The sequence below is a fragment of the uncultured Acidovorax sp. genome (genome assembly GCF_964021665.1).
GTDB classification, from domain to species: domain Bacteria; phylum Pseudomonadota; class Gammaproteobacteria; order Burkholderiales; family Burkholderiaceae_C; genus Acidovorax; species Acidovorax temperans.
The window spans coordinates 51,283-68,593 of record NZ_CAXIAK010000013.1 but is presented as its reverse complement, the minus strand read 5'-3'; the positions used below and the strand labels follow the sequence as shown (position 1 = coordinate 68,593).

The window sequence follows — 17,311 nt, the reverse complement described above, 5'->3', positions numbered from 1 at the left end:
CAGCAGTCAGACTCACCACCGCCGTAAGACGGAAACCAAAACCAGGACTCAGCACCAGACCTGCAGAGCTTTCCAGCGCAACAGCAATGCCGAACGACTGGAAAAGCGCCAGACCCAAAGTACCAGCACGTGTGTACTGGGTAATCTTTCTGCGGCCGGCCTCGCCTTCCTTCTTCAATTGCTCAAAGGTCGGAATGACGTAAGTCATCAACTGCAAAATGATCGATGCCGAGATGTACGGCATGATCCCCAGTGCAAAAACCGTGAAGCGAGACAAAGCGCCACCCGAGAACATGTTGAACAAGTTCAGGATGCCGCCCTGTTGTCCACTGAACAACTGCTGAAGTTGGGCTGGATCGATGCCTGGCACAGGGATATGAGCCCCGATGCGATACACGACCAGCGCAAGCAACAGAAAAACCAGCCGACGACGCAAGTCGCCGAACTTGCCGGTCTTTGCAATTTGAGCTGCGCTAGTTGCCACAGATGCCTTCCTTGGGGAGTGCTATCAGGAGAGGGAGCCGCCAGCAGCTTCGATAGCTGCCTTGGCACCTGCCGTTGCACCGATGCCAGTCAGCTTGACGGCCTTGGTCAGAGAGCCGGTCTTGATGACCTTGACCACCTTGGCCAGCTCACCAATCAAACCTGCTTGCTTCAGAGCCAACACGTCGACTTCAGGCAGGCCGAGTTGTTCCAGAGCAGACAAAGTGACTTCTGCGTTGAACTTCAGAGACTGCGACTTGAAACCGCGCTTTGGCAGGCGACGCTGCAAAGGCATCTGACCGCCTTCGAAGCCCACCTTGTGATAGCCGCCGGAACGCGACTTTTGACCCTTGTGACCACGGCCAGCGGTCTTACCCAGACCGGAGCCAATGCCACGGCCTACGCGGCGCTTGGCATGCTTGGCGCCGTCTGCGGGCTTGATGCTATTGAGTTCCATGATCGATCTCTCAGACGATTTTGACCAGATAGCTGATCTTGTTAATCATGCCGCGCACTTCGGGCGTGTCTTGCAGTTCGCTGACACTGTTCAGCTTGCGCAGACCCAGACCACGGACGGTGGCGCGGTGCGACTCTTTGGTGCCAATCGGGCTGCGCACCAGTTGAATCTTGACGGTTTGTTGCGTTGTCATTTCAGACTCCGGTTCAGGCGAAGATGTCTTCGACTGTCTTGCCACGCTTGGCTGCCACGTTCGACGGAGTCGTCGAATTGACAAGGGCGTCAAACGTTGCGCGAACCATGTTGTAAGGATTGGAGGAACCATGGCTCTTGGCCACGATATCCGTCACGCCCAACACTTCAAAGACTGCGCGCATAGGACCACCAGCAATGATGCCGGTACCCTTTGGAGCGGGCGCCATCATCACGACAGCGGCGCCATGGTGGCCCGTGACGTTGTGATAGATGGTGCCGTTCTTCAGCGAAACCTTGACCATGTTGCGGCGAGCTTCTTCCATCGCCTTCTGCACGGCAGCAGGCACTTCCTTGGATTTGCCCTTGCCCATGCCGACGCGGCCATCACCGTCGCCAACCACAGTCAGTGCAGCAAAACCGAGAATACGGCCGCCCTTCACGACTTTGGTCACGCGGTTGACCGCGATCATTTTTTCGCGCAGACCGTCGTCACGACCTTCGTCTTGCACTTTGGGTTGAAATTTAGCCATTTTTTATTCCGCTCCGCTTAGAACTGCAGACCAGCTTCGCGGGCTGCATCGGCCAAAGCCTTGACGCGACCGTGGTAAGCGAAACCTGCACGATCAAATGCAACCTTCTCGACGCCTGCTGCCTTCGCCTTTTCAGCGATGCGCTTGCCGATCAGCTGGGCTGCAGCGGCATTGCCACCCTTGCCCGAGCCGCCGAGCGACTGGCGCACGTCGGCTTCTGCCGTGGAGGCACTTGCCAACACCTTGCTGCCATCGCCAGAGATCACGCTGGCGTAAATGTGGAGGTTCGTACGATTCACAGTCAAACGGGCCACGCCTTGCTGAGCAATGCGAATGCGGGTTTGACGGGCACGACGAAGACGCTGCTCTTTCTTTGTCAACATGTTGCAGCTCCTTATTTCTTCTTGGTCTCTTTGATCGTGATCTTTTCGTCCGCATAGCGGATACCCTTACCCTTATAGGGCTCGGGAGGACGAACAGCACGGATCTCAGCAGCAATTTGACCTACGCGCTGACGGTCAGCACCCTTCACAACCACTTCAGTGGGCGTTGGGGTGGCAACGGTGATGCCAGCAGGCATTTCAAAGTTGACGGGATGCGAATAACCAACAGCCAGGTTCAGCTTGGAACCTGATGCTGCAGCCTTGTAACCCACACCAACCAAGCTCAGCTTTTTCTCAAAGCCTTTGCTCACGCCAACAACCATGTTGTTGACCAGTTGACGCAGGGTTCCGCTCATGGCGTTGGCTTCACGCGAGTCATTCACGGGCTCGAAGCTCAGCTTGCCATCATTGCTAGACACCTTGACCAGCACGTTTTGTGCCAGAGACAAGGTACCACCAGAACCCTTCACAGAGATCTGGTCGTCTTTGATCGACACATCCACGCCAGCGGGGATGGTCACGGGCATTTTTCCTACTCGGGACATTTCAGTTACTCCTCAATGCCGCGGTTAGGCCACGTAGCACAGCACTTCGCCACCGACACCGGTAGCACGCGCTTTGCGATCAGTCATCACGCCCTTGGGAGTCGTGACAATTGCCACACCCAGACCGTTCATGACTTGTGGAATGGAATCACGGCCTTTGTAGACACGCAGACCAGGGCGGCTGACGCGCTCGATGCGCTCAATCACTGGACGGCCTGCGTAGTACTTCAGGGCGATTTCAAGTTCGGACTTGCCAGCTTCAGTTTTCACCTGGAAGCCGTCGATATAACCCTCGTCCTTCAGCACTTGGGCGATGGCAACCTTCACTTTGGAGGAAGGTACCTGAACCGTTGCTTTGGACACCATCTGTGCGTTACGGATGCGGGTCAGCAAGTCAGCGATGGGATCACTCATGCTCATGTTTAATCTCTCCTGCCTGCTTACCAGCTGGCCTTGGTGACACCGGGGATGTCGCCATTGAAAGCCAGTTCACGGATCTTGGCGCGGGCCAGACCGAATTGACGGAACGTACCGCGTGGACGACCGGTGATTTCGCAACGGTTGCGCTGACGCGTTGGGTTGGCGTTGCGAGGGAGCTTTTGCAAGCCCAGGCGGGCTGCTTCACGCTCTTCGTCGCTGCGCTTGGCATCGCCAGCAATCGCCTTCAGTTCCGCATACTTGGTTGCGTACTTGGCGGCCAGTTTTTCGCGCTTCAGTTCGCGCTGGATCAAAGCTACTTTAGCCATGCTTCGCCTCAGTTCTTGAACGGGAAACGGAAACCTGCCAGAAGCGCTTTGGCTTCTTCGTCGGTCTTGGCCGTTGTGGTGATGCTGATGTTCAGGCCGCGCAGAGCGTCAACCTTGTCATACTCGATTTCAGGGAAAATGATCTGTTCCTTGACACCGATGTTGTAGTTGCCACGACCGTCGAAAGCGCGGCCGGAGATACCACGGAAGTCACGGACGCGGGGCAGAGCCACGGTCACGAAACGATCCAGGAATTCATACATCCGAACGCCACGCAGGGTCACCATGCAGCCGATAGCTTGGCCTTCGCGGATCTTGAAACCAGCGATAGCCTTCTTGGCCTTGGTCACCACAGGCTTTTGACCAGCAATCTTGGTCAGGTCAGCCACGGCGTTGTCCATCACCTTCTTGTCCGAAACGGCTTCGCTCACACCCATGTTCAGGGTGATCTTGGTCAGACGTGGGACTTGCATGGGCGAGGTGTAACCGAACTGCTTGGTCAGCTCGGGAGCGACTTTGTCGCGGTAAATGTCTTGCAGTCGTGCCATGTTTACCCCTTAGGCCGCCTTGATTTCAGCGCCGCTGGACTTGAACACGCGAACGCGCGAACCGTCAGCCTGCACCTTGATGCCTACGCGATCAGCCTTGCCTGTAGCCGCATTGAAGATGGCCACGTTGGACTGATGGATTGGCATAGCCTTTTCAACGATGCCGCCAGTTGTGCCCTTCATAGGGTTTGGCTTGACGTGCTTCTTGACCAGGTTGATGCCATCGATGACCAGATAAGAATCATCCTTGCGCAACGACACTGTGCCGCGCTTGCCCTTGTCGCGCCCCGTCAGCACGATGACTTCGTCGCCTTTGCGAATCTTGTTCATAGCGCGTCCTTAGAGAACTTCAGGAGCCAGGGACACGATCTTCATGAACTTTTCGGTACGCAGCTCGCGCGTCACGGGTCCAAAGATGCGGGTGCCGATAGGCTCCAACTTTGCATTCAGCAACACTGCAGCGTTGCCGTCGAATTTGACGAGCGAACCGTCGCCGCGACGAATACCCTTCGCCGTGCGAACCACCACCGCACTGTAAACCTCGCCTTTTTTGACGCGGCCACGTGGAGCGGCTTCTTTGATGCTCACCTTGATGATGTCGCCAACGCTTGCATAGCGACGCTTAGAGCCACCCAGCACCTTAATGCAAAGGACGGACTTAGCGCCGGTATTGTCGGCAACCTCTAACCGAGATTCTGTTTGGATCATTTCAATATTCCCAACTTGCACCAGAAGACAACAGCCCCAGAGAACTTCTCAAGGGCCGCAAATCAGCCAGTCAGTCTTGGGCCCGTCGTCCGCACTGCAAACCATTTGCAGCACTTCCCGCTGGGCAGAAACTCCGCGCTTTGAACGCGAAGCCCACGATTATTGCAAAGCGCAAGCGCCAAGTCAAGCGCTTATCACATTTCTGGGCGCAAATATTGTTGCGCCAATGCCAAGAAGGCGGGCAGCTGGGGGTCGATGCCCAACTCTTCCTGGAGGATGCCTGCGACCGCAGGGGCCATGTCGATGGCTTTGCGCGCATCGAGGAATAGCAGGCGAGAACGGCGTGCGAGCACATCCTCCACCGTTCGTGCGTATTCAAACCGCGCGGCAAAGCGCACCATGGCTTCCGTCAAGCCCCCACCCAACTCCTTGGCGCTACCTGGCAAAGCCGCCACTGCGGCGGCTTCTGCGCCATAGAGATGGATGCCAGGGGCGTCGCTGATGCTGTGCTGAACTGCACCTAAAGGTGATCCGACCAGCGGAAGCTGATTGGTAATGCCAGCCGCCTTGGGAGGCAGCACCCCCGTGTCGAAGCACTTTTGCAGCACGTCTTCCGCCATGGCGCGGTAGGTGGTCCATTTGCCGCCCGTCACGGTGACCAGGCCACTGCGGCTGGCCAGCACGGTGTGTTCGCGGCTGATGCTCTTGGTGTTGCCACCATCATCATCCTGCGGTTTGACCAAGGGACGTAGGCCCACCCAGATGCTGCGAATGTCTTCCTGCTTGGGCGCGCGCGATAGATAACGTGCAGATTCGTTCAGGATGAAGGCTACTTCTTCCTTGAATGGGAGCGGCTCGCGCACCACGTCCTGGCGCGGGCTGTCGGTGGTGCCCAGAATGACTTTGCCCAGCCAAGGCACGGCAAACAGCACCCGCCCGTCGGCCGTCTTGGGCACCATCAGCGCGTGGTCGGATGGCAAAAATTCCCGATCCACCACGATGTGCACACCCTGGCTTGGGGCAACCATGGGTTTGACGGGCTTGCCGATGGCTTCCCCATCCATTTGGCGCAGCCCATCCACCCACACGCCAGTGGCATTCACCACGCAGCGGGCCCGCACGGTGAAAGAGCGGCCGGTTTCAGCGTCTTCACACTCAAAACCAGTCACGCGCCCACCTTCATGCACCAGCTTCTTGGCGGGGCAGTAATTGACCAGCAGAGCGCCCCGGGCTGCCGCAGTGCGGGCCAGAGCCAAAGCCAGGCGGGCGTCATCGAACTGGCCGTCCCAGTACTTCACTCCGCCCTTGAGGCCATCCTGCCGGGCGGTGGGCAGGCACTGGAGGGTGCGTTCACGCCCCAGGAATTGGGTGGACCCCAGGCCGGCCTTGCCTGCAAGCGCGTCATACATCGTGAGGCCGATGCCATAAAACGGTGTCTCCCAAAAGCGATAGGAAGGCATCACGAACGCCAGGGGTTGCGCCAGGTGGGGCGCGTTGCTCAACAGCGTGGTTCGCTCGTGCAGTGCCTCGCGCACCAGGGAGATGTTGCCTTGTGCCAGATAGCGAACGCCTCCGTGCACCAGTTTGGTGGCGCGCGACGACGTTCCCTTGGCGAAATCATGTGAATCCACCAGCACCACGCTGAACCCTCGCGCGGCAGCATCCAGCGCCACACCCAGGCCGGTTGCTCCGCCGCCGATCACGGCCAGATCGTAGACATGCGGCTGGGCCAGGCGGTCCAACAAATCGGAGCGCTGGGTGGAGAGGGGTGCAGAAACGTTGGTCATGGGATCCGATTGTCCATGGGATAGGGCATTAAGTAAGGGTTTACCCTTAATTTTTGACCTTGTTGCATGGCCACCAGCTGCCGATCTTCTGGATCGGCAGGGGGCCTGAAGCCAGAGCCTCCTGCGGGGCACCAGGAAAACACTGCCCACCCCGGGAATGGGTCTGACGGGCCGTGGAACCCGTCAGACCAGCGCTGATTAGCGCACCTTGCCCGCCTTCCAGGCGTCCAGCAGGGTTTGGTACGCGATGGTTTCACCCTTTGGCTTTTCGTTGGCCAGCTTCTTCCAAGGGGCTTGCTTGTCGCTCAGCCACTTGTTGGGGTCTTCCTTCTTGTTCAGCTTGGGCGCGCACTTGGCCATGCCAGCGCGTTCCAGACGGGCCATCACCTGGTCCATTTCGTCAGCCAGCGTGTCCATGGCGCCTTGCGGGGTCTTTTCACCCGTCACGGCCTGGGCCACGTTCTTCCACCACAGCTGGGCCAGCTTGGGGTAGTCAGGCACGTTGGTACCGGTGGGCGACCATGCCACGCGGGCGGGGCTGCGGTAGAACTCGACCAGACCACCCAGCTTGGGGGCTGCGTCGGTCATGGCCTTGCTCTGGATGTCCGATTCGCGGATCGGTGTCAGGCCCACCAGGGTCTTCTTCAGAGAAGTGGTTTTGGCGGTCACGAACTGGGCATAGAGCCAGGCGGCAGCCGTCTTGTTGGCGTCGTGGTCCTTGAAGAAGGTCCAGCTGCCCACGTCCTGGTAGCCGTTTTGCATGCCTTGCTTCCAGTAAGGGCCGTTGGGGCCGGGGGCCATGCGCCACTTGGGGGTACCGTCGGCGTTCACCACGGGCAGGCCAGGCTTGGTCATATCGGCCGTGAAGGCGGTGTACCAGAAGATTTGCTGGGCGATCTGGCCTTGCGCGGGCACGGGGCCGGCTTCGCCGAAGGTCATGCCCATGGCTTCCTTGGGCGCGTACTTCTTCATCCAGTCCACGTACTTGGTGAGCGCGTAGACGGCGGCGGGCGAGTTGGTCGCACCGCCACGGGCCACGCTGGCGCCCACGGGCGTGCACTTGTCGTCAGCCACGCGGATACCCCACTCATCGATGGGCAGACCGTTGGGCGTGCCGATGTCGGCGGAACCAGCCATGGACAGCCATGCATCGGTGAAGCGCCAGCCCAGCGATGGGTCCTTCTTGCCGTAGTCCATGTGACCGTAAATGGCCTTGCCGTCGATCTGCTTGACGTCGTTGGTGAAGAACTCGGCAATGTCTTCGTAGGCAGACCAGTTCAGCGGCACACCCAGGTCGTAGCCATACTTGGCCTTGAACTTGTCCTTCAGGTCCTTGCGCTCAAACAGGTCGGCGCGGAACCAGTACAGGTTGGCAAACTGCTGGTCGGGCAACTGGTACATCTTTCCATCAGGTCCGGTGGTGAACTTGGTGCCGATGTAGTCCTTGATGTCGATACCGGGGTTGGTCCATTCCTTGCCCGCGCCGCTCATGTAGTCGGTCAGGTTCAGGATCTTGCCGTAGCGGTAGTGGGTGCCGATCAGGTCGGAGTCGGAAATCCAGCCGTCATAGATGGACTTGCCGGACTGCATGGAGGTCTGCAGCTTCTCGACCACGTCGCCTTCCTGGATGAGGTCGTGTTTGACGGTGATGCCCGTGATTTCAGTGAACGCCTTGGCCAGGGTCTTGGCTTCGTATTCGTGGGTGGTGATGGTCTCGGAGACGACCGAGATTTCCTTCACGCCCTTGGCCTGCAGCTTCTTGGCGGCTTCGATGAACCACTTCATCTCGGCCATCTGCTGGTCTTTGCTCAGCGTGGATGGCTGAAACTCACTGTCGATCCACTTCTTGGCCTCTGCCTCGCCGGCCCAGGCGGCGTGACCCAAAACCAGGGTCGCGGCGGCGAACGCAATCGCCTTGAACTGCACCTTCATTGCTGTCTCCTCAGATGGAACCCCCTTGGGTAGAACAACACCGGCCCCGGGGGGAATCAGGCCGGCGCTTGGCACACCGTCAAAAACGATAGCTGCTTGCGCTTGATTTCAAAGGGTTTCAAACTCTTTTAGTGCTTAAACCTTTGATTAAAAAGCGCTGCCAGCTCTCATTTCAATAGCAAAATCCGTCAACCCTTGCGCAGAATCAGCCCCAGCAACGCCATCGACAAGACGAAGCTGATCCACACCGAAGGCTCGTTCTCCAGGCTGAGCCATTGCGCCATGCGGCCACTCAGGCCCACAAAAATCAGGTTCACATAAGCGGCCGACAACAGGCCGATGAAAAGGCGGTCCCCCCGTGTGGTGGCAATGGGCAAAAAGCCCTTGCGCACGGTGGTGGGCGACTTGATTTCCCACACCGTCATGCCGATGAGCATGAGCACGATGCAGGTGAAGAACACGGCCACGGGCGTGGTCCAGGCCATCCAGTCAAACATTTGAAGCATTCCTTTCCGTTAGCGTGGCGTCAGATACCGCCAAAGCACGTTCCCACCGGCGCGCCCCAAAGCCAGGGACGCCGAGCAAGGGCCGCCCCGCAGCGAGGGCGTCGTCCCCCTGGAGGGGGAAGGCGCCGCAGGCGACTCAGGGGGTGCATCACACTCTGCCCATGGCGAAGCCCTTGGCGATGTAGTGGCGCACAAACCAGATCACGATCGCACCCGGCACGATGGTCAGCACCCCGGCGGCGGCCAGCGTCGCCCAGTCCATGCCGCTGGCGCTCACCGTGCGCGTCATCGTGGCGACGATGGGCTTGGCGTTCACGCTGGTCAGCGTGCGGGCCAGCAGCAACTCCACCCAGCTGAACATGAAGCAGAAGAACGCCGCCACCCCCACACCCGCCTTGATGAGCGGCAGGAAGATGGTGAGGAAGAAGCGCGGAAAGCTGTAGCCGTCGATGTACGCCGTCTCATCAATTTCGCGCGGGATGCCACTCATGAAGCCTTCCAGAATCCACACCGCCAGCGGCACGCTGAACAGCAAGTGCGCCAGTGCCACGGCGATGTGCGTGTCCATGAGCCCCACGGTGGTGTAGAGCTGGAAGAACGGCAGCAAAAACACGGCAGGCGGCGTCATGCGGTTTGTGAGCAGCCAGAAGAACACATGCTTGTCGCCCAGGAAGCTGTAGCGCGAAAACGCATAGGCTGCGGGCAGGGCCACGGTGAGCGTGATCACCATGTTGATGCTCACGTAAATCAGGCTGTTGATGTAGCCCGAGTACCAGCTCTCATCAGTGAAGATGGTCTTGTAGTTGGCCCAGGTGAAGTGCTGCGGGAAGAACGTGAAGGTCGACAGGATCTCCTCGTTCGTCTTGAAGCTCATGTTCACCATCCAGTAGATGGGCAACACGGCAAACAGCAGGTACGCGAAGAGGAACAACGTCCGCTTCTGGAAGCGTTTTTCATGCATGGCCAGCCCCTTCGTCGCTGACGGTGCCCACGCGCTGCATCCAGTTGTAGAGGATGAAGCACAGCAGCAGGATGATGAAGAAATAAATCAGCGAGAACGCTGCAGCAGGCCCCAGGTCAAACTGGCCCACGGCCTTGGTCGTGAGGTATTGGCTGAGGAATGTGGTCGCATTGCCCGGCCCGCCACCCGTCAGCACAAAGGGTTCGGTGTAGATCATGAAGCTGTCCATGAAGCGCAGCAGCACCGCAATCATCAGCACGCCGCGCATCTTGGGCAGCTGGATGTAGCGGAACACCGCCAACTTGCTGGCACCATCAATGCGCGCAGCCTGGTAGTACGCATCCGGAATGGACCGCAACCCGGCAAACGCCAGCAGCGCCACCAGCGGCGTCCAGTGCCACACGTCCATCAGCAGCACCGTGAGCCACGCCTGCGTGGCGTTGCCGGTGTAGCTGTAGTCAATGCCCATCTCCTGCAGCAGGCGGCCCATCAGGCCAATGTCGGCACGGCCATAAATCTGCCAGATGGTGCCCACCACGTTCCACGGAATCAGCAGCGACAGCGCCACCACCACCAGCACAGCAGACGACTTCCAGCCCTGCGCGGGCATGGACAGCGCCAGCAGAATGCCCAGCGGAATCTCCACCGCCAGCACCGCCAGCGAGAAGGTGATCTGCCGCAAGAGCGCAGCGTGCAGCTCCTCGTCGCGCATGATCTGCACGAACCACTCGGTGCCCACAAACACGCGGCGCTCAGGGCTGATGATGTCCTGCACCGAATAGTTCACCACCGTCATCAGCGGCAGGATGGCCGAGAAGGCCACGCAGAGGATGACGGGCAGGATCAGGAACCAGGCTTTCTGGTTGACGGGTTTGGTCGTTGTACTCATGCCAACAACTCCTCGTTTTGATAGAAGCAGGTGTGCTCACCCAGCGCCTGCAGCCAGATGCTGTCGCCCACCGCGGGCAACGTCACTTCGGGGGCCACGCGGGCCTTGATGGTGTGATCGCCCACCTGGGCGGTGAGCATCTGGTAGGTGCCAATGTCCTGCACCTGTGCCACGCGGCACTGCAGTGCGCCTGCGGCTTGCGGGGCAGAGAGCGCCAGGTATTCAGGCCGCACACCCACCTGCAAAGCGCCTGCGGGCAGGCTGCGGGCGGGCAATGCCATGCGCTGACCAGCCACCTGCAGCGTGGCGCCATCCACCAAGGCGGGCAGGAAGTTCATGCCGGGCGAGCCAATGAAGTGGCCCACAAAGGTGTGCGCGGGCTTTTCAAACAGCGCATCGGGCGTGCCCAGCTGCATCACACGGCCACGGCTCATCACCACCACCTTGTCGGCAAAGGTCAGCGCCTCCACCTGGTCGTGCGTCACGTAGATCAGCGTGAGCTTGAGCTCGTGGTGGATCTGCTTGAGCTTGCGACGCAATTGCCACTTGAGGTGCGGGTCGATCACGGTGAGTGGCTCGTCGAACAGCACCGCCGCCACGTCCGAGCGCACCAGGCCACGGCCCAGCGAAATCTTCTGCTTCTGGTCGGCCGACAGGCCCGCCGCACGCATGTCGAGCTGGTGGCTCATCTCCAGCATTTCGGCAATCTGGCCCACGCGCTGCTTGATCTGCGCCTCGGGCACCTTGCGGTTCTTCAGCGGGAAGGCCAGGTTCTCGGCCACCGTCATGGTGTCGTAGATGACCGGGAACTGGAACACCTGGGCAATGTTGCGGTCCTGCGGCGTGGCGCGCGTCACATCGCGGCCATCGAACAGCACCTTGCCGTGCGAAGGCACCAGCAGGCCCGACATGATGTTGAGCATGGTGGTCTTGCCGCAGCCCGAGGGGCCGAGCAGCGCGTAGGCACCACCGTCTTCAAAGTCCATCTTGAGCGGCAGCAGCGCGTAGTCGCTGTCCTGCTGCGGGTTAGGCCGGTAGGAATGGGCCAGATCCAGCTGGATATGTGCCATGGTTCAGCGCCCTCCCGCGCGCTGGGGGGCCAGCACCAGAGCCTCGTCCGCACCGAACACATAGGCCTGGGCCGGGTTCAGGTGCAGGCGAACCTGTGCGCCCAGTTCAAAGTAATGCACCCCGGTGAGCTGGGCCACCAGCTCGCCCCAGGGCGTGTCTACGTGCACAAAGGTGTCAGAGCCCGAAATCTCGGCCAGTTCCACCACGCCCTGCACTTCCACATCGCCCGGGCGGGCCTGCACGCGCAGCGCACTGGCGCGCACGCCCACGGTGAGCGAGGCGCTGGCCGCGGGGGGCAAAGGCAGTGGCAGCACCGTGCCGTCGCTCAGCCGCACACCACCGTCCTGGCGGGTGGCGGTCATCAGGTTCATCGGCGGGTCGCTGAAGGCACGCGCCACGCTCAGTGAATTGGGCGCGTGGAACACCTCGGCCGTGGGGCCGTATTGCAGCAGGCGGCCTTCGTGCATCACAGCGGTGTAGCCGCCCAGGAGCAGGGCCTCGCCCGGCTCGGTGGTGGCGTAAACCACGGTGGATTGCCCGGCGGCAAACAGCTGGGTCAGCTCCTCGCGCAGTTCCTCGCGCAGCTTGTAGTCCAGGTTCACCAGGGGTTCGTCCAGCAGCATCAGCGGCGCGCCCTTGGCCAGCGCACGGGCCAATGCCACGCGCTGCTGCTGGCCGCCCGACAGCTCGGCGGGCAGGCGGTCCAGAAACATCTCGATGTGCAGGCGGCTGGCCAGCTCGCGCACGCGGGCGTCGATATTCTTCTCGCCGCGCAGCCTCAGCGGCGAGGCGATGTTGTCAAACACCTTCATCGAGGGGTAATTGATGAACTGCTGGTACACCATGGCCACATTGCGGTCGCGCACGGGGGTGCCCGTCACGTCCTTGCCATCCACCAGCACGCGCCCGTGGGTGGGCACATCCAGCCCCGCCATGATGCGCATCAGGCTCGTCTTGCCCGCCTGGGTCGCGCCCAGCAACACCGTCACGGCATTGCCTTGGAGCGCCAGGCTCATGTCATAGAGCCAGGTTTGCGCCCCGACTTTCTTGCTGATGCTGTCCAACGCCAGCTGCATGAAGCATCCTCTTCCGGCCCTGAGGCCTGTGTGAAAGGGCAGCGCGCAAAGGCGACTTGCCCACAACTTTCGAACTTTTTCATTTTTATTCCTTTTTGTTCGATCCGAATCAAGGTTTACCCTTAATCAATTCGTTTTTGTTCGATTTACAGTCCTCATCGCACCATCAGCGCGCCAAAGCGAATATTTCAGATTCGTTGCGATTTGGTGACAAACCTCGTGCAGAACACACCACCGTGAACACCAATCCCCGCCAACTCCAACTGCTTGAAGAAGTGCGCACGCGCAAATCCGCCACGGTGGAACAGCTCGCCGAGACCTTGGGCGTCACCCTGCAGACCGTGCGCCGCGATGTGCAGCGCCTGGCGGAATCGGGCCTGCTCACCCGCTTTCATGGCGGCGTGCGCGTGCCCAGCTCCACCGTGGAGAACCTGGCCCACACCCAGCGAGAAACCCTGCACGCCGAGGGCAAAGCCCGCATCGCCCGCGCCGTGGCCGAACAGGTGCCGCACAACTGCTCGCTGATCCTGAACATCGGCACCACCACCGAGGCCATTGCCAAGGCGCTGCTGGACCACCGGGGCCTGCGCGTCATCACCAACAACCTGAACGTGGCCGCCATCCTGAGCAGCAACCCCGAGTGCGAGGTCATCGTCGCTGGCGGCGTGGTGCGCGCGCGCGACCGGGGCATCGTGGGCGAGGCGGCGGTGGATTTCATCCGCCAGTTCAAGGTGGACATCGCGCTCATCGGCATCTCGGGCATCGAGCCCGATGGCTCGCTGCGCGACTTTGACTACCGCGAAGTGAAGGTGGCGCAAACCATCATCGAACAGGCCCGCGAGGTCTGGCTGGCCGCCGACCACAGCAAATTCAACCGGCCAGCCATGGTGCAATTGGCCACGCTCAATCAGATCGGGCGGCTGTTCACAGACGCGCCGCCGCCTGAGCCTTTTCCCGCTTTATTGCAAGACGCCGGAGTGATCTGCACCGTCGCTGCTTGACCCTTTGTACCCATCTCGCCATGACCTACCTGCTCGCACTCGACCAAGGCACCTCCAGCTCCCGCAGCATCGTGTTCGATGAACGCGGCCACATCGTGGCGCAGGCGCAGCTCGAATTGCCCCAGATCTACCCCCAGCCCGGCTGGGTGGAGCACGACCCGCTGGAAATCTGGCGCACCCAACTCGCCACTGCGCGCGACGCGCTGGCCAAGGCGGGCATAGCGGCCAACGCCGTGCGGGCCGTGGGCATCACCAACCAGCGCGAAACCACGGTGCTGTGGAATCGCAAAACCGGCCAGCCCGTGCACCACGCCATCGTGTGGCAAGACCGGCGCGCCGAACCCGCCTGCGCGCAATTGCGTGAACAAGGCCATGCTGCCACCATCCAGGCCAAGACGGGTCTGCTGGTGGATGCCTACTTCTCCGGCACCAAGCTGCAATGGATGCTGGACCACGTGCCCGGCGCCCGCGACGCGGCCGAGCGCGGCGAGCTGGCCTTTGGCACGGTGGACAGCTGGCTGATGTGGAAGCTGACCCACGGCCAGGTGCATGTGACGGACGTGAGCAATGCCGCACGCACCATGCTGTTCAACGTGCACACCAACCAGTGGGACGACGAGCTGCTGGCGCTGCTGCGCATCCCCAAGGCGCTGCTGCCCGAGGTGCTGCCATCCGCCGCCCACTTTGGCGACACGGCAGCCGACTTGCTGGGCCATTCCATCCGCATTGGCGGCGTGGCGGGCGACCAGCAAAGCGCGCTGTTCGGCCAGGCCTGCTTCACCGCCGGCATGGCCAAGAACACGTACGGCACCGGCTGCTTCATGCTCATGCACACGGGCAGCACCTTCCAGACCAGCCAGAACGGCCTGCTCACCACCAGCGCGGCGCAGGCCTCCCAGCAGCCCGAGTTCGCCATGGAAGGCAGCGTGTTTGTGGGCGGTGCGGTGGTGCAGTGGCTGCGCGACGGCCTGCGCGCCATCACCAACAGCAGCGAAGTCGAATCGCTGGCGCAAAGCGTTCCTGATTCGGGCGGCGTGATGATGGTGCCCGCCTTCACCGGCCTGGGCGCGCCCTACTGGAAGCCCGACGCACGCGGCACCATCACCGGCCTGACGCGTGGCACCACCATTGCCCACATTGCGCGCGCCGCACTCGAAAGCATCGCCTACCAAAGCGCCGCCCTGCTGCTGGCCATGAGCCGCGACGCCGTGGCCGCTGGGGGCGCCCCGGTGAGCGAGCTGCGCGTGGACGGCGGCGCCTGCGTGAACGATTTGCTGATGCAGTTCCAGGCCGACCTGCTGGGCATCCCCGTGGTGCGGCCCGCGGTGATCGAAACCACCGCTCTGGGCGCAGCCTATCTGGCGGGTCTGTCGAGCGGTGTGTACGCCAGCACCGACGAAATCTCGCACCTCTGGCGCGCTGACCGGCGCTTTGTGCCCACGCTCAGCAACGGCCGCGCGCAGGAGTTGATGGCGAACTGGGAACACGCCGTGCGGCAGACCACCGCAGAGTGAACTCAAAGCGCGGCGGCGCTACCATCGTGGCCCCTGTTGTTGCCACCTTGCACATCCCATGAGCCAAACCGCCGCATCTCCATCCCTCCCCACCATCGCCTTCATCGGCGGCGGCAACATGGCCAGCGCCATCATTGGCGGGCTGATTCACCAAGGCCAGCCAGCCAGCCAGATCGAAGTGGTGGAGCCCTGGGCCGAGGCGCGTGAGGCGCTGCGCAAGCACTACGGCATTGAGGCGCAGGCCGAGGCGGGCCCCGCCCTGCAGCGCGCAGGCATCGTGGTCTGGGCCGTCAAGCCCCAAACCTTCAAGGACGCCGCCGCGCAAGCCAAGGCGCACACGCAAGCCGCGCTGCACCTGAGCGTGGCGGCCGGCATCCGATCAGACAGCATTGCCCAGTGGCTGGCCTCCGAGCGCGTGGTGCGCACCATGCCCAACACGCCCGCCCTGGTGGGCAAGGGCATGAGCGCGCTGTACGCCCGCCCAGCCGTCACGGCAGCGGAACGCCAGAGCGTGGAAGCCATCATGGCGTCTACCGGCGAGTTCCTGTGGGTGGAAAGCGAAAAGCAGCTCGACGCCGTCACGGCCCTCTCAGGCTCTGGCCCGGCGTATGTTTTCTACTTCCTCGAAGCCATGACCCGCGCGGGTGTGGGCATGGGCCTAAGCGAACAGCAGGCACACCAGCTGGCCGTGGGCACCTTCGTGGGCGCGTCGGAACTGGCCCGCCGATCAGACGAGCCCCCGGCCGTGCTGCGCCAGCGTGTCACATCCAAGGGCGGCACGACCTATGCCGCGCTGCAGTCGATGGAAGCCGATGGCGTGGGGGCCGCGTTTGAGCGCGCCATGCAGGCCGCTTGCCAACGCGCCGATGAATTGGGCAACGAATTTGGTGCTTGAAGCGTTTTTTGGCTCTAGCGCTTATTCAATAAGCGCTAGCAGCTATCAATTAGTGAGCAAATGCCGCGCAAGGTAACTGCCTGCAATGCCTGCAAACACCGTGGCGCCCAGCCAGTGGTTGATGCGGAAGGCCTTGAAGCAGCCTTCGCGGGTGCGGGTGCGGATCAGCGCGAAATGGCACACGGCCTGCGCCAAGGCGGCGGCCATCGCGACATAAAAAATAGCACCTAGCGCATAGGGGACGAGCGCTACCGCCCAAATGCCCAGAAACAGCAGATAGAACAGAGAAATGCCCGCCACATCCAAGCGCCCCAGGGTGATGGCCGAGGTCTTGATGCCGATCTTGAGGTCATCGTCGCGGTCCACCATGGCGTATTCGGTGTCGTAGGCCAGCACCCAGAACAGGTTGCCCAGCCACATCCACCACGCCACCGCAGGCACGCTGCCCTGCACTGCGGCAAAGGCAATCACAATGCCAAAGTTGAACGCAATGCCCAGCACCGCCTGCGGCATGGCAATGATGCGCTTGGTGAACGGGTAGGCAATGGCCACCAGCACCGCAGGCACAGACCACAGGACGGCCGCCATGTTGGTAGTGAGCACCAGGCCGAACGACACCAGGGCCAGCACTGCGCCCAGGCCCAGTGCTTCTTTGACGGACACCTGCCCGGTGGTGACCGGGCGCTGCGCCGTGCGTTTGACGTGCTTGTCAAAGTCGCGGTCGGCCACGTCGTTCACGCAGCAGCCCGCGCTGCGCATGAGGATGGTGCCCAGCACAAACACGATGAGCAGGTGCCAGCCCGGAAAGCCGTCGGCCGCAATCCACAGCGCGCTGAGCGTGGGCCACAGGCACACCAGCCAGCCGGCGGGGCGGTCCCAGCGGATAAGGTCGAGATAGAGCGAAAAACGGCTGCGTGCGGAGACAGTGTGCGGCGACATGATGGAACGATGGAGAGCAGGCTCGGCAGCCGGTGGCTGCGGCGGGTGGCGAACCACGGGCGCCCCGAATGTAGCAGCAGCGCCGCAACTGGCGGCGTGTGCCGTCACTGCCAAGTAACAGCCTCCTGCGCAGGCACAAAACCCG

The 17,311-nt window shown here is 61.6% G+C and carries 21 protein-coding genes and 1 pseudogene; 3 read left to right on the top strand and 19 right to left on the bottom strand.

All coding sequences use genetic code 11. From position 1 onward, the window contains the following. From secY to AADJ04_RS04890, 18 genes and pseudogenes are all read right to left on the bottom strand, one after another. Window positions 1–484, bottom strand: a pseudogene (gene secY, locus AADJ04_RS04975) (preprotein translocase subunit SecY); the annotation flags it as partial. Window positions 485–508: 24 nt separating this feature from the next. Then, window positions 509–940 carry a 50S ribosomal protein L15 gene (gene rplO, locus AADJ04_RS04970; RefSeq protein ID WP_341238945.1) on the bottom strand — a complete coding sequence of 144 codons (432 nt, stop codon included), beginning with the start codon at window positions 938–940 and terminating at the stop codon, window positions 509–511. Window positions 941–950: 10 nt separating this feature from the next. Beyond that, a complete protein-coding gene (rpmD, locus tag AADJ04_RS04965; RefSeq protein ID WP_063462383.1) occupies window positions 951–1,133 on the bottom strand; it encodes a 50S ribosomal protein L30 in 183 nt (60 codons plus the stop codon). A 13-nt stretch (window positions 1,134–1,146) separates the two neighbouring features. After that, window positions 1,147–1,665, bottom strand: coding sequence for a 30S ribosomal protein S5 (gene rpsE / locus AADJ04_RS04960; RefSeq protein ID WP_015016014.1), 519 nt, complete (start codon window positions 1,663–1,665; stop codon window positions 1,147–1,149). 17 nt (window positions 1,666–1,682) lie between these two features. Continuing rightward, window positions 1,683–2,048 (bottom strand): 50S ribosomal protein L18, encoded by a 366-nt coding sequence (gene rplR / locus AADJ04_RS04955; protein ID WP_044399274.1) that lies wholly within the window; start codon window positions 2,046–2,048, stop codon window positions 1,683–1,685. An 11-nt stretch (window positions 2,049–2,059) separates the two neighbouring features. After that, window positions 2,060–2,593: a 50S ribosomal protein L6 gene (rplF, locus tag AADJ04_RS04950; protein ID WP_044399272.1), complete on the bottom strand. Its 534-nt coding sequence runs from the start codon at window positions 2,591–2,593 to the stop codon at window positions 2,060–2,062. Between the two features lie 24 nt (window positions 2,594–2,617). Continuing rightward, window positions 2,618–3,013: a 30S ribosomal protein S8 gene (gene rpsH, locus AADJ04_RS04945; protein WP_044399270.1), complete on the bottom strand. Its 396-nt coding sequence runs from the start codon at window positions 3,011–3,013 to the stop codon at window positions 2,618–2,620. 20 nt (window positions 3,014–3,033) lie between these two features. Beyond that, on the bottom strand, window positions 3,034–3,339 hold the full coding sequence (rpsN, locus tag AADJ04_RS04940; RefSeq protein WP_044399267.1) for a 30S ribosomal protein S14: 306 nt from the start codon (window positions 3,337–3,339) through the stop codon (window positions 3,034–3,036). Window positions 3,340–3,347: 8 nt separating this feature from the next. Further along, a complete protein-coding gene (rplE, locus tag AADJ04_RS04935) occupies window positions 3,348–3,887 on the bottom strand; it encodes a 50S ribosomal protein L5 (RefSeq protein ID WP_341238944.1) in 540 nt (179 codons plus the stop codon). A gap of 9 nt (window positions 3,888–3,896) precedes the next feature. Next, a complete protein-coding gene (gene rplX, locus AADJ04_RS04930; RefSeq protein WP_011793787.1) occupies window positions 3,897–4,217 on the bottom strand; it encodes a 50S ribosomal protein L24 in 321 nt (106 codons plus the stop codon). Window positions 4,218–4,226: 9 nt separating this feature from the next. Then, window positions 4,227–4,595, bottom strand: a complete 369-nt coding sequence (gene rplN, locus AADJ04_RS04925) for a 50S ribosomal protein L14 (protein ID WP_007861702.1) — start codon at window positions 4,593–4,595, stop codon at window positions 4,227–4,229. Between the two features lie 194 nt (window positions 4,596–4,789). Next, window positions 4,790–6,382: a glycerol-3-phosphate dehydrogenase/oxidase gene (locus tag AADJ04_RS04920; protein ID WP_341238943.1), complete on the bottom strand. Its 1,593-nt coding sequence runs from the start codon at window positions 6,380–6,382 to the stop codon at window positions 4,790–4,792. A gap of 198 nt (window positions 6,383–6,580) precedes the next feature. Next, complete coding sequence (locus AADJ04_RS04915; RefSeq protein WP_288481882.1) at window positions 6,581–8,314, bottom strand: ABC transporter substrate-binding protein; 1,734 nt, start codon at window positions 8,312–8,314, stop codon at window positions 6,581–6,583. Between the two features lie 188 nt (window positions 8,315–8,502). After that, window positions 8,503–8,811 (bottom strand): DUF2160 domain-containing protein, encoded by a 309-nt coding sequence (locus AADJ04_RS04910; protein ID WP_288481884.1) that lies wholly within the window; start codon window positions 8,809–8,811, stop codon window positions 8,503–8,505. Window positions 8,812–8,968: 157 nt separating this feature from the next. Beyond that, window positions 8,969–9,781, bottom strand: a complete 813-nt coding sequence (locus AADJ04_RS04905; protein WP_142083057.1) for a carbohydrate ABC transporter permease — start codon at window positions 9,779–9,781, stop codon at window positions 8,969–8,971. Continuing rightward, complete coding sequence (locus AADJ04_RS04900; protein ID WP_341238942.1) at window positions 9,774–10,670, bottom strand: sugar ABC transporter permease; 897 nt, start codon at window positions 10,668–10,670, stop codon at window positions 9,774–9,776. Before AADJ04_RS04900 ends, AADJ04_RS04905 begins: the two co-directional genes overlap by 8 nt. Continuing rightward, complete coding sequence (locus AADJ04_RS04895) at window positions 10,667–11,740, bottom strand: ABC transporter ATP-binding protein (protein WP_341238941.1); 1,074 nt, start codon at window positions 11,738–11,740, stop codon at window positions 10,667–10,669. The genes AADJ04_RS04900 and AADJ04_RS04895 overlap by 4 nt, the downstream gene beginning before the upstream one ends. 3 nt (window positions 11,741–11,743) lie before the next feature. Beyond that, window positions 11,744–12,817, bottom strand: coding sequence for an ABC transporter ATP-binding protein (locus tag AADJ04_RS04890; protein ID WP_341238940.1), 1,074 nt, complete (start codon window positions 12,815–12,817; stop codon window positions 11,744–11,746). 236 nt (window positions 12,818–13,053) lie between these two features. Between AADJ04_RS04890 and AADJ04_RS04885 the strand changes: the two genes are divergently transcribed. Genes AADJ04_RS04885 through proC form a run of 3 tightly spaced genes read left to right on the top strand, consistent with a single transcriptional unit; the run spans window position 13,054 to window position 16,227 of the window. Then, on the top strand, window positions 13,054–13,818 hold the full coding sequence (locus tag AADJ04_RS04885) for a DeoR/GlpR family DNA-binding transcription regulator (RefSeq protein WP_044399311.1): 765 nt from the start codon (window positions 13,054–13,056) through the stop codon (window positions 13,816–13,818). Window positions 13,819–13,838: 20 nt separating this feature from the next. Further along, window positions 13,839–15,332 (top strand): glycerol kinase GlpK, encoded by a 1,494-nt coding sequence (gene glpK / locus AADJ04_RS04880; protein WP_341238939.1) that lies wholly within the window; start codon window positions 13,839–13,841, stop codon window positions 15,330–15,332. A 58-nt stretch (window positions 15,333–15,390) separates the two neighbouring features. Continuing rightward, window positions 15,391–16,227 carry a pyrroline-5-carboxylate reductase gene (proC, locus tag AADJ04_RS04875; protein ID WP_341238938.1) on the top strand — a complete coding sequence of 279 codons (837 nt, stop codon included), beginning with the start codon at window positions 15,391–15,393 and terminating at the stop codon, window positions 16,225–16,227. Window positions 16,228–16,272: 45 nt separating this feature from the next. Here proC and ubiA read toward each other — a convergent pair whose 3' ends face one another. Then, window positions 16,273–17,166: a 4-hydroxybenzoate octaprenyltransferase gene (ubiA, locus tag AADJ04_RS04870; RefSeq protein ID WP_341238937.1), complete on the bottom strand. Its 894-nt coding sequence runs from the start codon at window positions 17,164–17,166 to the stop codon at window positions 16,273–16,275. Window positions 17,167–17,311 lie beyond the last annotated feature (145 nt).